The sequence below is a fragment of the Janthinobacterium sp. PSRC1-1 genome, assembly GCF_049897525.1.
Taxonomy (GTDB): Bacteria; Pseudomonadota; Gammaproteobacteria; order Burkholderiales; family Burkholderiaceae_D; genus Janthinobacterium; species Janthinobacterium tructae.
Genome location: NZ_JAFCWK010000010.1, coordinates 57,916 through 71,984 on the forward strand (window position 1 = coordinate 57,916; position 14,069 = coordinate 71,984).

General features: G+C 62.1%; 16 protein-coding genes. All 16 read left to right on the plus strand.

What is annotated here, in order from left to right:
* The first annotated feature begins 56 nt into the window (after positions 1-56).
* The 16 genes from ACP7DW_RS20625 to hisB all read left to right on the plus strand — a co-directional run bounded on the left by ACP7DW_RS20625 (position 57) and on the right by hisB (position 14,050).
* Complete coding sequence (locus ACP7DW_RS20625; protein ID WP_070290321.1) at positions 57-1,520, plus strand: glutamate synthase subunit beta; 1,464 nt, start codon at positions 57-59, stop codon at positions 1,518-1,520.
* A gap of 239 nt (positions 1,521-1,759) precedes the next feature.
* On the plus strand, positions 1,760-2,569 hold the full coding sequence (locus tag ACP7DW_RS20630; RefSeq protein ID WP_071075123.1) for an ABC transporter ATP-binding protein: 810 nt from the start codon (positions 1,760-1,762) through the stop codon (positions 2,567-2,569).
* Positions 2,566-3,351 carry a lipid asymmetry maintenance ABC transporter permease subunit MlaE gene (gene mlaE / locus ACP7DW_RS20635; RefSeq protein WP_141171113.1) on the plus strand — a complete coding sequence of 262 codons (786 nt, stop codon included), beginning with the start codon at positions 2,566-2,568 and terminating at the stop codon, positions 3,349-3,351. Before ACP7DW_RS20630 ends, mlaE begins: the two co-directional genes overlap by 4 nt.
* Before the next feature lie 79 nt (positions 3,352-3,430).
* Positions 3,431-3,901 (plus strand): outer membrane lipid asymmetry maintenance protein MlaD, encoded by a 471-nt coding sequence (mlaD, locus tag ACP7DW_RS20640; protein ID WP_096232635.1) that lies wholly within the window; start codon positions 3,431-3,433, stop codon positions 3,899-3,901.
* Entirely contained in the window at positions 3,898-4,782 is an 885-nt protein-coding gene (locus ACP7DW_RS20645) for an MlaA family lipoprotein (protein ID WP_426056491.1), read from the plus strand. The genes mlaD and ACP7DW_RS20645 overlap by 4 nt, the downstream gene beginning before the upstream one ends.
* Positions 4,783-4,854: 72 nt before the next feature.
* Entirely contained in the window at positions 4,855-5,490 is a 636-nt protein-coding gene (locus tag ACP7DW_RS20650; protein ID WP_426056490.1) for an MlaC/ttg2D family ABC transporter substrate-binding protein, read from the plus strand.
* Between the two features lie 52 nt (positions 5,491-5,542).
* The gene (locus tag ACP7DW_RS20655; RefSeq protein ID WP_141171110.1) at positions 5,543-5,890 is read left to right on the plus strand and encodes an STAS domain-containing protein; all 348 of its coding nucleotides are present in this window, start codon (positions 5,543-5,545) and stop codon (positions 5,888-5,890) included.
* A 211-nt stretch (positions 5,891-6,101) separates the two neighbouring features.
* Positions 6,102-7,019, plus strand: coding sequence for an ABC transporter ATP-binding protein (locus ACP7DW_RS20660; protein ID WP_298414074.1), 918 nt, complete (start codon positions 6,102-6,104; stop codon positions 7,017-7,019).
* Complete coding sequence (locus tag ACP7DW_RS20665; protein ID WP_070290316.1) at positions 7,016-7,777, plus strand: ABC transporter permease; 762 nt, start codon at positions 7,016-7,018, stop codon at positions 7,775-7,777. Before ACP7DW_RS20660 ends, ACP7DW_RS20665 begins: the two co-directional genes overlap by 4 nt.
* Positions 7,778-7,847: 70 nt before the next feature.
* Positions 7,848-8,084, plus strand: coding sequence for a BolA family protein (locus tag ACP7DW_RS20670; RefSeq protein WP_010402134.1), 237 nt, complete (start codon positions 7,848-7,850; stop codon positions 8,082-8,084).
* A gap of 4 nt (positions 8,085-8,088) precedes the next feature.
* A complete protein-coding gene (gene murA / locus ACP7DW_RS20675) occupies positions 8,089-9,339 on the plus strand; it encodes a UDP-N-acetylglucosamine 1-carboxyvinyltransferase (RefSeq protein ID WP_426056489.1) in 1,251 nt (416 codons plus the stop codon).
* Between the two features lie 20 nt (positions 9,340-9,359).
* The gene (gene hisG / locus ACP7DW_RS20680; RefSeq protein WP_034753828.1) at positions 9,360-10,028 is read left to right on the plus strand and encodes an ATP phosphoribosyltransferase; all 669 of its coding nucleotides are present in this window, start codon (positions 9,360-9,362) and stop codon (positions 10,026-10,028) included.
* Between the two features lie 26 nt (positions 10,029-10,054).
* Positions 10,055-11,380: a histidinol dehydrogenase gene (gene hisD, locus ACP7DW_RS20685; protein ID WP_426056488.1), complete on the plus strand. Its 1,326-nt coding sequence runs from the start codon at positions 10,055-10,057 to the stop codon at positions 11,378-11,380.
* A complete protein-coding gene (locus ACP7DW_RS20690; protein ID WP_426056487.1) occupies positions 11,377-12,312 on the plus strand; it encodes a DNA-methyltransferase in 936 nt (311 codons plus the stop codon). Before hisD ends, ACP7DW_RS20690 begins: the two co-directional genes overlap by 4 nt.
* Positions 12,313-12,345: 33 nt before the next feature.
* A complete protein-coding gene (gene hisC, locus ACP7DW_RS20695) occupies positions 12,346-13,440 on the plus strand; it encodes a histidinol-phosphate transaminase (RefSeq protein WP_426056486.1) in 1,095 nt (364 codons plus the stop codon).
* Between the two features lie 19 nt (positions 13,441-13,459).
* Complete coding sequence (gene hisB, locus ACP7DW_RS20700; protein WP_010402123.1) at positions 13,460-14,050, plus strand: imidazoleglycerol-phosphate dehydratase HisB; 591 nt, start codon at positions 13,460-13,462, stop codon at positions 14,048-14,050.
* The last annotated feature ends 19 nt before the right edge of the window (positions 14,051-14,069 follow it).

The window sequence follows — 14,069 nt, forward strand, 5'->3', positions numbered from 1 at the left end:
AATGTGAAGGGAGCGGCCGCGCCGCTCCCGCCAGCTAAAAATACAAAGGAACTATCGTGGGTAAAATTACCGGCTTCATGGAATTCAAGCGCCAGGACGAGCACTATCTGGAGCCTGCCGCGCGCCTGAAGAACTACAAGGAATTCGTGCTGCACCTGTCGGATGCGCAAGCGACCGTGCAAGGCGCGCGCTGCATGGATTGCGGCATTCCCTTCTGCACCACGGGCTGTCCCGTGAATAACATCATTCCCGACTGGAATGACCTGGTGTACCGCGGCGCCTACCGCGAAGCGCTCGATATCTTGCATTCGACGAATAACTTCCCGGAATTTACGGGCCGCATCTGCCCGGCGCCGTGCGAATCGGCCTGCACCCTGGGCATTCACGAAGATCCGGTCGGCATCAAGTCGATCGAACACAAGATCATCGACATGGGCTGGGAGCACGGCTGGGTCACGCCGCAGCCGGCAAGCTTCAGCACGGGCAAGAAAGTGGCCATCGTCGGTTCCGGCCCCGCCGGCCTGGCGGCGGCGCAGCAGCTGGCGCGCGCCGGCCATGCCGTCACCGTGTTTGAAAAGAGTGACCGGGTCGGTGGTCTGCTGCGTTATGGCATCCCTGATTTCAAGATGGAAAAATCGCACATCGACCTGCGCGTGAAACAGATGGAAGCCGAAGGCGTCGTGTTCCGCACCAGCGTGCTGGTCGGCAAGGATTTCCCTGCCCATGTGAACAACTGGGCCAAGGAAACCATTTTCCCGGAAGACCTGGAAAAAGAATTTGACGCCGTCATCATGGCCGGCGGCGCCGAGCAGCCGCGCGACTTGCCCGTGCCGGGCCGCGAACTGAAAGGCGTGCACTTCGCCATGGATTTCCTGCCGCTGCAAAACAAGGTCAACGCGGGCGACAAGCTCAAGGACCAGATCAAGGCGACGGGCAAGCATGTGGTGGTGATCGGCGGCGGCGACACGGGATCCGACTGCGTGGGCACCTCGAACCGCCATGGCGCCGCCTCGGTGGCCCAGTTCGAACTGATGCCGCAGCCGCCGGAACAGGAAAACAAGCCGCTGGTGTGGCCGTACTGGCCGACCAAGCTGCGCACCTCGTCCTCGCACGAGGAAGGCTGCGAGCGCGACTGGGCCGTGGCCACCAAGCGTTTCGAAGGCAAGGGCGGCAAGGTGGAAAAGCTGATCGCCTGCCGCGTGGAGTGGAAAGACGGCAAGATGAGCGAAGTGCCGAACTCGGAATTCGAGATGAAGGCCGATCTGGTCTTCCTGGCCATGGGTTTTGTTTCCCCTGTGCAGCAGGTGCTGCAAGCGTTCGGCGTCGATACGGATGCGCGCGGCAACGTCAAGGCGACAACGGATGGCGCCGGCTGCTACCAGACCTCGGTGGCCAAGGTGTTTGCCGCCGGCGACATGCGCCGTGGCCAGTCGCTGGTGGTCTGGGCCATCCGCGAAGGGCGCCAGTGCGCGCGTGCCGTCGATGAGTTCCTGATGGGGGCATCGCTGCTGCCACGCTAAGATTTGAGCTGGATCAAGCCAGGGCCACGGCGCGCGATGCGTCGTGGCCCTTGTTCTTTTACTCATGCCGCCGTTTGTGGGGGCGCTCACGTGCAGGCTCGCGCTTTTTACAATAAAATATCTGACTTTCGATTCATTAGTGTTGTATTCTCCCCCTGTCCCGGGCCGTGCCAGGGGGTGTCTCAGCAGAGGTTGGCGTTTCTGCACTACAATACGCCATTAAAATAGTGAGCTTCGTCGTGCCAAATCTTGTTGAGATCCGTGATTTACACTTTGCCTATGGAGAACGTTCGATTTTATCGGGCCTTCAAATGGATTTCCCACGTGGAAAAGTTGTGGCCGTCATGGGTGGCTCCGGCAGTGGCAAGACGACCGTATTGCGCCTGATCGGCGGGCAGCTGCGCCCCGGTTCCGGTTCCGTGAATGTCGACGGCCAGATCGTGCATACGCTCAAAACCGACGAGTTATATCAAATGCGCCGCAAGATGGGCATGCTGTTCCAGCACGGCGCCCTGTTTACGGACTTGACGGCGTTCGAGAACGTGGCGTTCCCCTTGCGTGAACACACGGATCTGAATGAAGAGCTGATCCGCACCCTGGTGCTGATGAAGCTGCACGCCGTGGGGCTGCGCAATGCGGCGCAATTGAAGCCGGCCGAGATCTCGGGCGGCATGGGCCGCCGCGTCGCGCTGGCGCGTGCCATCGCGCTCGACCCCGAACTGATCATGTACGACGAGCCGTTCGCCGGCCTCGACCCGATTTCCATGGGTGTGACGGCCAATTTGATCCGCAATCTGAACGATGCGCTCGGTTCCACGTCTATCCTGGTATCGCACGACGTGAAGGAGTGTTTCGCCATCGCTGATTATGTGTATTTTCTATCATCGGGCAAGATCGTGGCGCACGGCACGCCGGCCCAGATGGCCGTGTCGACGCATCCGTACGTCAAGCAGTTCGTCAATGCCGAGGCCGATGGCCCCGTACCGTTCCACTATCCGGGCAAGTCGCTGGCCGACGACCTGGGCTTGCACGCGGGAGCCGGCCGATGATCGCGCGTTTCCTGGCGGCGATCGGAGCATGGTTGCGGCGGTCGGTACAAGACCTCGGCTTTGCCGTGCGTTCGTTCTTCCTCATCATCGCCTCCTCGGGGGGCCTGTGGCGCCGTCCACACTTGCTCATCGAGCAATTGTTTTACATCGGCAGCCGGTCGGTGCTGATCATCGCCGTGTCCGGCCTGTTCGTCGGCATGGTGCTCGGTTTGCAAGGTTATTACACGCTGAGCACCTTTGGCGCGACGCAATCGCTGGGGCAGTTGGTGGCGTTGTCGTTGATGCGTGAACTGGGTCCGGTCGTCACGGCGCTGCTGTTCGCCGGCCGCGCCGGTACCTCGCTGACGGCGGAAATCGGCCTGATGAAGGCGGGCGAGCAATTGTCGGCCATGGAAATGATGGCCGTCAATCCGATCCAGCGCGTGCTGGCGCCCCGTTTCTGGGCCGGCGTGATCGCCATGCCTATCCTGGGCGGCATCTTCACGGCCGTCGGCGTCATCGGCAGTTACCTGGTGGGCGTCGTGCTGATCGGCGTCGATGAAGGCTCGTTCTGGTCGCAGATGCAGGGCGGTGTGAATGTCTGGAAAGATATCGGCAATGGTACCTATGTCAAAAGCATGGTCTTCGGTATCGCGGTGACGTTCATCGCGCTGTTCCAGGGGTATCAGGCACAGCCGACACCGGAAGACGTCTCCGGCGCCACCACGCGCACGGTGGTGATTTCATCGTTGATGGTGTGGTGGCTCGATTTCATGATGACGGCGTTGATGTTTAGCAAGTAATTGCCGATCAGCCAACAAAAGCTGGCCTGGGCAGGATGTTGCGCAGGCGGCAGCAGGTAAAAATTATTTAGGATTGTTTATGCAACGTAAATCTATAGATGTCTGGGTCGGCTTGTTCGTCTTGCTGGGTGTGGCGGCGTTGATGTTTCTGGCGCTCAAGGCCGGCAATATGAGCTCGCTGTCTTTCAGCAAGACGTATACCATTACGGCCAAGTTCGACAATATTGGCGGCCTCAAGCCGCAGGCGCCTGTCAAGGGCGCTGGCGTGGTGGTGGGGCGCGTGGCAGAGATCCGCTTTGACGACAAGACCTACCAGGCGCTGGTGAAACTCGACATCGAAGATGGCTACAAATTTCCGAAAGACAGCTCGGCCAAGATTTTGACGGCCGGTTTGCTGGGTGAGCAGTATATCGGCCTGGAAGCAGGCGGTGATCTGACGAACCTGGCAGAGGGCGACAAGATTGCCCGTACTCAATCGGCCACAGTGCTGGAAGACCTGATCAATCAGTTCATCTACAGCAAGGCAGCGGAAGGAAAGGACAGCAAATGAGCGAGTCGACCAAACAATCCCAAGGCAGTCTGGCGCGTATCGGCCTGGCCCTGGCCATCGCCGCCAGCGTGAGCGCTTGCGCCACCGGCACCAACCCGCGCGACCCGCTGGAAGGGTATAACCGCGCCATGTTCAAGTTCAACGACACCGTCGACCAGGTGGCCCTGAAGCCGGTCGCCACGGCCTACAAGAAAGTCACGCCATCGTTCGTGCAAACGGGCGTGGGCAACTTTTTCGGCAACTTGTCCGATGTGTGGAGCGCCGTAAACAACTTGCTGCAAGGCAAGGGGGAAGCGGGCTTGCAAGACGTCGTGCGCGTCAGCATGAACTCGACTTTCGGCATCTTCGGCCTGATCGACTTCGCTTCGCAGGCGGGTATTCCGAAGCACAACGAAGACTTTGGCCAGACGCTGGGCTGGTATGGCATCCAGCCTGGTCCGTACGTGATGCTGCCGCTGCTGGGCCCATCGACCGTGCGCGACACGGTGGCCCTGCCGCTCGATATGACGGGCGACCCATGGCGCTACAAGGACCCGGTCTCGGTGCGCAATATCGGTACGGTGACGCGCGTCATCGACAAGCGCGCCGCGCTGCTCGACGCCACCAACCTGATGGAAGCGGCCGCGCTGGACCGTTATGAATTCATCCGCGACGGCTTCCTGCAGGCGCGCGAAAGCAAGGTGTTCGATGGCGATACGGACCGCCGCGACCGCAAAGTGCCAAAAAACGACAGCAGCGATTATGCGCCGGAGTACGATGCGAAACCCCAGGCGGCCCCTGCGGAAGCCCCACCAGCGACCGCTGCGGCCGATGTGGCGCCGGCGGACCTCGTAACATCTGGTAGCAATACCGTGGCCGCCGAGGCCAGGCCCCAGGAGTAAACTCCGGGACAGAAACACCACGGCTGCGATCAACGCCAGCCGGTGCATAGCAACACCACGAAAGGTAGAACCATGAAATTGATGAAACAACTGCTGGCGATGGCGACCATCGCCTTTGCCACCGCCACCCAGGCTGCCCCCGCGACGGAAGCGCCGGACGTGTTGGTCAAACGCATCAGCCAGGATGTGATCGAGACGGCCAAGGCCGACAAGGCGATCCAGGCGGGCGATATCAAGCGCGTCACCGAATTGGTGGAAAGCAAGATCTTGCCGTACGTGGATTTCCAGCGCATGACGGCCCTGGCCGCCGGCCGCTTCTGGCGCGACGCCACGCCGGAGCAGCAAAAGCAGCTGGCCGCGGAATTTCGCACCTTGCTGATCTACACGTATTCGGGTGCCCTGTCGCAGATCAAGAACGAGACCGTGGAATTCAAGCCGCTGCGCGCCGACCCTGGCGACACGGAAGTGGAAGTGCGCTCGCAGGTCAACGTGGCGCGCGGCGAACCCATGCTTCTGAACTACCGCGTGGCGAAAACCCCATCCGGCTGGAAGATCTATGACATCAACGTGCTGGGCGCGTGGCTGGTGGAAACGTACAAAAGCAGCTTCGCCAGCGAGATCAGCAAGGGCGGCATCGATGGCCTGATCAAGACCTTGCAGGCAAAAAACAAGGCCCTGGCCAGCCGCCCCGCTGCCAAAGCCAAATAATCGGCTATCATATAGCTCCTGAACCAGCTCCAGACCAGCGCAGCCCGACGCCATGCCCGACTCTCTCGATACCTTGCAATCCCTGACTTCCCTGACCGTGCACAATGCCACTGTGGCATTGGAGCAGGGTCTGGATGCCATCCGCTCGGGTCAGACCAAGTTTGACTTGCGCAACATCAAGGCTGTCGATTCGGCTGCCGTTTCCGTCATGCTGACGTGGCAGCGCGCCGCGCAGGATGCGGGCGGCGTGCTGGAACTGAAAAACCTGCCGAACAACCTGAAAAACCTCACCAAGCTGTATGGCGTCTGCTCGCTTGTATCGAGCACGCTGACGGCCGACGACTGCGGCAGCGCCGACGGCCATGCCGAACGCAGCCCGTCCGACCTGCATCATCATTGATCCTGTCCCACTCCCCGCATCAGCAGTAGCTTTCAAGCCGGCAGGCCAGCAGCGCCGCCGGATTGATCTCCAAGTGTTCCACGAATTTTCCAACTATAATTGACTGTTGCGCCGCCCTCGTCTGAAGGGGGCGCCCTGCACCGGCCAGCCGGCCTGGATGTCCCCGGCAACTGGCGCATCACACCAGACGCATTACACTTGAAACAAGCACATGACCGCAATTCAAATCACGAATGTAGAAAAGAGCTATAAATCGCTCAAGGCGCTGGGCGGCGTGTCGCTGGCCATCGAGGAAGGCGAATTTTTCGGCCTGCTCGGCCCCAACGGCGCCGGCAAGACCACCCTCATTTCCATCATCGCCGGCCTGATACGCCCCGACGCGGGCACCGTCAAGATCCATGGCCACGATGTGGTCAAGGACTTCCGCAATGCGCGCCGCAACCTGGGCGTGGTGCCGCAGGAACTCGTGTTCGACCCGTTTTTCACCGTGCGCGAAACCCTGCGTTTGCAATCCGGTTACTTTGGCCTGCCGAACAACGACAAGTGGATCGACGAGGTCATGGAAAACCTCGACCTGACCGGCAAGGCCGACACGAATATGCGCGCGCTGTCCGGCGGCATGAAGCGTCGCGTGCTCGTGGCGCAGGCGCTGGTGCACAAGCCGCCCGTCATCGTGCTCGATGAACCGACCGCCGGCGTCGATGTGGAACTGCGCCAGACCCTGTGGAAGTTCATCTCGCGCCTGAACCGCGAAGGCGGCCACACGGTCGTGCTGACCACCCACTACCTGGAAGAGGCGCAAGCCATGTGCCAGCGCGTCGCCATGCTGAAAACCGGCAAGGTGGTGGCGCTCGACACCATGTCGGCTCTGATCCGCCGCATCGCCGGCTCGCAGCTGCAGGTACACCTGAAACACGGCAGCCTGCCGGCCGATCTGCAGCACCTGGTGCTGCACCCGGAAGAACCGCAGGCGCCGAACAAGTTCAGCCTGCGCGTCAACGAATACAGCGAAGTCGAGAAAATCCTCGCCCGCCTGCGCGAAGCGGGCGTCGAAATCGATGAAATGCAATTGCAACAAGCCGACCTGGAAGATATCTTCTTGCAGATCATGGATAAAGGTACCGTATGATTTCGACAGGATTTCGCACCCTCGTCTACAAAGAGACGCTGCGCTTCTGGAAAGTGGCGACGCAAACCGTGGCCGCGCCCGTGCTCACGTCGATGCTGTACCTGCTGGTGTTTGGCCATGTGTTGGATGGCCGCGTCGAGCCGAGCCCCGGCGTCAGCTACACGGCCTTTCTGATTCCCGGCCTGGTGATGATGAGCGTGCTGCAAAACGCGTTTGCCAATTCCTCGTCCTCGCTGATCCAGTCGAAGATCACGGGCAACCTGGTGTTCGTGCTCTTGACGCCCCTATCGCACTGGGAAATCTTCTCGGCGTATGTACTCGCTTCCGTCGCGCGCGGCCTGGCCGTGGGCTTTGGCGTGTTTGCCATCACCTGCTGGTTCGCCGACCTGTCGTTTGTCGCACCGCTGTGGATCGTCATCTTCGCGTTTCTCGGCGCCGCCATGCTGGGCACCATGGGTCTGATCGCCGGCATCTGGGCCGAGAAATTCGACCAGCTGGCCGCCTTCCAGAACTTTTTGATCATGCCGGCCACCTTTTTGTCGGGCGTGTTCTATTCGATCCATTCACTGCCGCCGTTCTGGCAGACGGTATCGCACCTGAACCCTTTCTTCTACATGATCGACGGCTTCCGCTACGGCTTCTTCGGCGTGTCCGACGTCAGCCCGTGGCTCAGTCTTTCCATCGTCGCCGGCTTCCTCGTGATCCTGGCGCTGGCCTCGATCCGCCTGCTGAAAAGCGGCTATCGTTTGCGTCACTGATTGCGACACGCATTGCGCCATTGATTACGGCACATCCCATTACTACCTTATTCAATATCAAGGACTTATCGTGACCACCACTCCAGAACTGATCCACGGCTACCTGTCGGCCGGCCTCGAATGCACGCACCTCGAAGTGGAGGGCGATGGCCAGCACTTCCAGGCGGTGATCGTTTCGCCCGCGTTTGCCGGCAAGCGTCTGATCGCCCGCCACCAGATCGTCTATGCGGCGCTGGGCGACCGCATGCGCGAGGAAATCCACGCGCTGTCGATGAAAACCCTGACCCCTGAAGAATTCCAAGGATAAGCACATGGACAAACTCCTCATCAACGGCGGCAACCGCCTGAACGGCGACATCGCCATCTCCGGTGCGAAAAACGCCGCCCTGCCGATCCTGTGCGCGGGCCTGCTGACCGCGGGCGACCTGGACCTGACGAACGTGCCGCACCTGCACGACGTGGCCACCATGTTGAAACTGCTGGGCCAGACGGGCCTGAAAGTACAGCAGGACGGCGACCGCGTGGTCTTGAACGGCAGCGCCATCGACTCCCTGGAAGCGCCGTATGAACTGGTGAAAACCATGCGTGCCTCGATCCTGGTGCTCGGCCCCATGCTGGCGCGCTTCGGCGAAGCCAAGGTCTCGCTGCCGGGCGGCTGCGCCATCGGTTCGCGTCCGGTCGACCAGCACATCAAGGGCCTCGAAGCGCTGGGCGCCGAGATCCGCATCGAGGCGGGCTACATCTACGCCAAGTGCGTCAAGCTCAAAGGCGCGCGCATCGTCACCGACATGATCACCGTCACCGGCACCGAGAATCTGCTGATGGCCGCGACCCTGGCCGAAGGCGAGACCATCCTGGAAAACGCCGCCTGCGAACCGGAAGTGACCGACCTGGCGCACCTGCTGGTGGCCATGGGCGCGAAGATCGACGGCATCGGCACCAGCCGCCTGGTGATCCAGGGCGTCGACGCCTTGCACGGCGCCTCGCACGCGGTGATCGCCGACCGTATCGAGACGGGTACCTTCCTGTGCGCCGTGGCGGCCACCGGCGGCGACATCACCTTGCGCAATGTACGCACCGATATCCTCGACGCGGCGCTCGACAAGCTGCGCGCCATGGGCCTGACGATGACCTTCGGCGCCGACTGGATCCGCGCCGAGATGTCGGCCCGTCCGAACCCCGTCAGCTTCCGCACCACCGAATACCCGGGCTTCCCGACCGACATGCAGGCGCAGTTCATGGCCGTCAACACGATCGCCAACGGCGCCAGCCGTGTCACCGAGACGATCTTCGAGAACCGCTTCATGCACGTGCAGGAAATGAACCGCCTGGGCGCCGATATCACGATCGAGGGCAACACGGCCATCATCGCCGGCGTCAAGCAGTTGCGCGGCGCGCCCGTGATGGCGACCGACCTGCGCGCCTCGGCGTCACTGGTGATCGCCGCGCTGGCGGCCGACGGCGAAACCCTGATCGACCGCATCTATCACCTCGACCGCGGCTACGACCGCATGGAAGTCAAATTGTCGGCCGTGGGCGCGAACATCGTGCGCATCAAGTAACAACAAGAAAAGGAACGAGCATGAACGGATCGAACAACGGTGACAGCTCCCAGCTGATTCTGGCGCTGTCGAAAGGCCGCATTTTTGAGGACACCATGCCGCTGCTGGAAGCGGCCGGCATCAAGGTGCTGGAAAACCCGGAGACCTCGCGCAAGCTGATTTTGGCCACCAACGATCCGAACGTGCGCGTCATCATCGTGCGCGCCAGCGACGTGCCGACTTACGTGCAGTACGGCGCGGCCGACTTCGGCGTGGCGGGCAAGGACGTGCTGCTGGAACACGGTGGCGAAGGCCTGTACCAGCCGATCGACCTGAATATCGCCGCCTGCCGCATGTCGGTGGCGGTGCAGGCCGGTTTTGACTATGAAAAGGCCGTGCACCAGGGCGCACGATTGCGCGTGGCCACCAAGTTCGTGCACACGGCGCGCGAGCATTTCGCCGCCAAGGGCGTGCACGTCGACCTGATCAAGCTGTATGGTTCGATGGAACTGGCGCCTCTGGTGGGCCTGTCCGACGCCATCGTCGACCTGGTCAGCACGGGCAGCACCCTGCGCGCGAACAACCTCGTCGAGGTCGAGCACATCATGGAAATTTCGTCGCGCCTGGTGGTCAACCAGGCAGCGCTCAAGCTCAAGCGCGAGCGCTTGCAGCCGATTATCGAGGCGTTTGAACGCGCCTCGCAAGCCTAGACACCTTCAGTAGCAGAAAGCCGATTATGCCGATACAGATACGCAAGCTCGATTCAAGCCAGGATGGTTTCCAACAATCGCTCGATACGCTGCTGGCGTTCGAGGCGGACACCGATGCGGCGATTGAAACGTCGGTGGCGAAAATCCTGGCCGATGTGAAAACGCGCGGCGACGCCGCCGTGCTGGAATACACCAACCGTTTCGACCGCATTCCGCATGGCGGCGCGGCGGAAATGGCGGCCTTCGATATTTCGCAGGCCGAATTGCAGGCTGCCCTGAACGGCTTGCCGTCGGCCCAGCGCGAAGCGCTGCAGATCGCCGCGCAGCGCATCCGCGCCTTCCACGAACGCCAGCGCGAGGAATTGCGCGGTTTTAGCTACACCGAGCCCGATGGCACGGTGCTGGGCCAGAAGATCACGCCGCTCGACCGCGTCGGCATCTACGTCCCGGGCGGCAAGGCGGCGTATCCGTCGTCCGTGCTGATGAACGCCATCCCCGCGCATGTGGCGGGCGTGGGCGAGATCATCATGGTGGTGCCGACGCCCGATGGCGTGAAAAACCAGATGGTGCTGGCCGCCGCGGCGATTGCCGGCGTGACGCGCGTGATCACCATCGGCGGCGCGCAAGCGGTCGGCGCGCTGGCCTACGGCACGCAGACGATCGCCGCCGTGGATAAAATCGTCGGCCCCGGCAACGCCTATGTGGCTGCCGCCAAGCGCCGCGTGTTCGGCATCGTCGGCATCGACATGATCGCCGGACCGTCGGAAATCCTGGTGCTGTGCGACGGCACGACGGACCCGGACTGGGTCGCCATGGACCTGTTTTCGCAGGCCGAGCACGACGAGCTGGCGCAAGCCATTTTGCTGTGCCCGGACGCCGATTACATCGCCAAGGTGGAAGAGAGCATCGCCAGGCTGCTGCCGACGATGCCGCGCCAGGCCACCATCAGCACCTCGCTGGCCGACCGCGGCGCCTTGATCAAGGTGCGCAGCATGGCAGAGGCGTGCGAAATCGCCAATTCCATCGCCGCGGAACACCTGGAGATCTCGGCGGAAAACCCGCAGCAGTGGGCCGAGCAGATCCGCCACGCGGGCGCCATGTTCCTGGGCCGCTTTTCGTCCGAATCGCTGGGCGACTATTGCTGCGGCCCGAATCACGTGCTGCCAACCTCGCGCACGGCGCGCTTTTCGTCGCCGCTGGGCGTGTACGACTTCCAGAAGCGTTCGTCCATCATTCACGTCAGTGAAGCGGGCGCGCAAACCCTGGGCCGTGTCGCCGCCACGCTGGCGTATGGCGAAGGCTTGCAAGCGCACGCGCGCAGCGCCGAACTGCGTTTGAAGCCGCAGCCATGACGAAGTTGGCGGAACGGCCGGACTGGGTCAACCGGGTCTATTGCGAAGATGCGCTGGCGGGGCTGGCGCGCATTCCCGATGGCTCGGTGGACCTGATCCTGACGGATCCGCCGTACAACCTGGGCAAGGATTACGGCAACGCCTCGGACCAGCAGTCGGTGGCCGACTACCTGCGCTGGACGGAGGCGTGGATCGATGCGGCGCTGCCCAAGCTGAAAGCCAACGGCAGCCTGTATATCTTTCTGACCTGGCGCTATTCGCCGGAGATCTTCGTCATGCTGAAACAGCGCATGGCGATGATGAACGAGATCATCTGGGACCGCCGCGTGCCGTCCATGGGCGGCAGCGTGCGCAGCTTTTCATCGGTGCACGACACCATCGGCTTCTTCGTCAAGCGCAAGGATTACTACTTCGATCTTGACGCGGTGCGCATCGCCTACGACGCGGCCACCAAGAAAGCCCGTTCGCGCTCGATCTTCATCGGCGCCAAATGGCTGGAAGTGGGCTACAACCCGAAAGACTTGTGGAGCGTGTCGCGCCTGCACAAGGAACACCCGGAACGGGCCGACCACCCGACGCAAAAGCCGCTCGAAATCATCGAGCGCATGCTCAAGGCGTCGTGCCCGCCCGGCGGCGTGGTGCTCGATTTGTTCATGGGCAGCGGCACCACGGCCCTGGCGGCGAAACGCTGCGGGCGCGATTTCGTCGGCTTTGAATTGAACCCCGATTACTGCGCCATCATCGAACAGCGCCTGGCGGCACTGGCGCAGGAGCTGGCCGCACCGGCTGTTCCCGCGCCGAAGGCCGCCAAGGCGGCGAAGAAGCCGGCGGCTGCCAAAAAACCGCCCGCCGTGAAAAAGCCGCCCGCCGTGAAAAAAGCACCGGCCCGCAAGGCGCGCAGCGCCGGCGTGCCGGAAGACGTCGTCATTTAGTCTCCATTTAATTTCATCAGGAGTGTTTGCAGCATGTCTTTCCTCGATCAGTTAATCAGCAACACCGTGCGCTCCGATGTGCGCGCCGTCAACAGCTACCAGGTAGCCGATGCCAGCGGTTACATCAAGCTCGATGCGATGGAAAACCCGTATCCGCTGCCGCCGCAGCTGCGCGAGGCACTGGGCGCGCGCCTGGCCGGCGTGGCGCTGAACCGCTATCCGCCATCGTACGCCAGCCTGCAAAAAGCCATCTGCGCCAATCTGGGCGTGCCAGCCGGCTACGACGTCATGCTGGGCAACGGCTCCGATGAACTCATTTCCATCCTGGCCATGGCGTGCGCGCATCAGGAGCCGGGCCAGCGCGCCGTGCTGCTGGCGCCCGTGCCGGCCTTCGTCATGTATGCGCGCTCGGCGCAGTTCGCCGGCATGGATTTCGTCGGCGTGCCGTTGAACCCGGACTTCAGCCTGGACATGCCGGCCATGCTGGCGGCCATCGAACAGCACCGCCCGGCGCTGGTCTTCCTCGCGTATCCGAACAACCCGACGGGCAACCTGTTTGCCGGCGCCGACATCGAACGCATCCTGGCGGCGCTGGGCGACACGGGCATCGCCGTCGTCGACGAAGCGTACGAGCCGTTCGCGCAGCACAGCTTCATGGGCCGCCTGCCCGAATTCGAGAACCTGGTGGTGATGCGCACCGTGTCGAAACTGGGCCTGGCCGGCATCCGCCTCGGCTACATGTCGGCCGCGCCGGCCCTGCTGGCGCAGTTTGAAAAAGTGCGTCCGCCGTACAATGTCAATGTGCTGACGCAGGCGGCGGCCGAATTCGCGCTCGAGCACCTCGATGTGTTGAATGCGCAGGCGGCACTGCTCAACAGCGCGCGCGACGCGCTGGCGCTGCGCCTGGCGGCGCTGCCGGGCGTGACGGTGTTTCCCTCGAAGGCAAATTTTCTTCTGATTCGTGTGGCAGACTCCGACGATGTTTGTGCAAAACTGCTTGCCCGCAGGGTTTTAATTAAAAATATGAGTAAAATGCATGCTGCGCTGGCCAATTGCCTGCGCATCAGCGTCAGCACCCCGGAAGAGAATTCCCTTTTTTACGATGCCTTCAAGGCATCCCTCGTTTAGCCTATCGCCAGAGCCTCCCATGAACCGCACCGCAGAAATCACGCGCAACACCAATGAGACGCAAGTTCGCGTCGCCCTCAACCTGGACGGCACGGGCCAGCAAAAGCTCAACACCGGCGTGCCCTTCCTCGACCATATGCTGGACCAGATCGCCCGCCACGGCTTGATCGACCTCGATATCGAAGCGACGGGCGACGTGCATATCGACAACCACCATACGGTGGAAGACGTGGGCATCACCCTGGGCATGGCCGTGGCCAAGGCCATCGGCGACAAGAAGGGCATCCGCCGCTACGGCCATGCGTATGTGCCGCTGGACGAGGCGCTGTCGCGCGTGGTGCTCGATTTCTCGGGCCGCCCGGGCATCGAATACCACATCCCGTTTACGCGCGCCATGATCGCCGGCTTCGACGTCGACCTGACGCTGGAATTTTTCCGCGGCTTCGTCAACCATGCGGGCGTGACCTTGCATATCGATAACCTGCGCGGCACGAATGCCCACCATCAGTGCGAAACCGTGTTCAAGGCCTTTGGCCGCGCGCTGCGCATGGCTGCCGAGCTCGACGAGCGCGCGGCCGGCATCATTCCATCGACCAAGGGCAGCCTGTAAGCGCCGCTCTCGCTATACT

Coding starts and splice junctions, on each gene's coding strand:
- ACP7DW_RS20690 (WP_426056487.1), top strand. CDS start 11,377: ATGACGAAGTTGGCGGAACGGCCGGACTGGGTCAACCGGGTCTATTGC.
- ACP7DW_RS20655 (WP_141171110.1), top strand. CDS start 5,543: ATGCCCGACTCTCTCGATACCTTGCAATCCCTGACTTCCCTGACCGTG.
- hisB (WP_010402123.1), top strand. CDS start 13,460: ATGAACCGCACCGCAGAAATCACGCGCAACACCAATGAGACGCAAGTT.
- murA (WP_426056489.1), top strand. CDS start 8,089: ATGGACAAACTCCTCATCAACGGCGGCAACCGCCTGAACGGCGACATC.
- hisC (WP_426056486.1), top strand. CDS start 12,346: ATGTCTTTCCTCGATCAGTTAATCAGCAACACCGTGCGCTCCGATGTG.
- hisG (WP_034753828.1), top strand. CDS start 9,360: ATGAACGGATCGAACAACGGTGACAGCTCCCAGCTGATTCTGGCGCTG.
- hisD (WP_426056488.1), top strand. CDS start 10,055: ATGCCGATACAGATACGCAAGCTCGATTCAAGCCAGGATGGTTTCCAA.
- ACP7DW_RS20650 (WP_426056490.1), top strand. CDS start 4,855: ATGAAATTGATGAAACAACTGCTGGCGATGGCGACCATCGCCTTTGCC.
- mlaE (WP_141171113.1), top strand. CDS start 2,566: ATGATCGCGCGTTTCCTGGCGGCGATCGGAGCATGGTTGCGGCGGTCG.
- mlaD (WP_096232635.1), top strand. CDS start 3,431: ATGCAACGTAAATCTATAGATGTCTGGGTCGGCTTGTTCGTCTTGCTG.
- ACP7DW_RS20660 (WP_298414074.1), top strand. CDS start 6,102: ATGACCGCAATTCAAATCACGAATGTAGAAAAGAGCTATAAATCGCTC.
- ACP7DW_RS20645 (WP_426056491.1), top strand. CDS start 3,898: ATGAGCGAGTCGACCAAACAATCCCAAGGCAGTCTGGCGCGTATCGGC.
- ACP7DW_RS20665 (WP_070290316.1), top strand. CDS start 7,016: ATGATTTCGACAGGATTTCGCACCCTCGTCTACAAAGAGACGCTGCGC.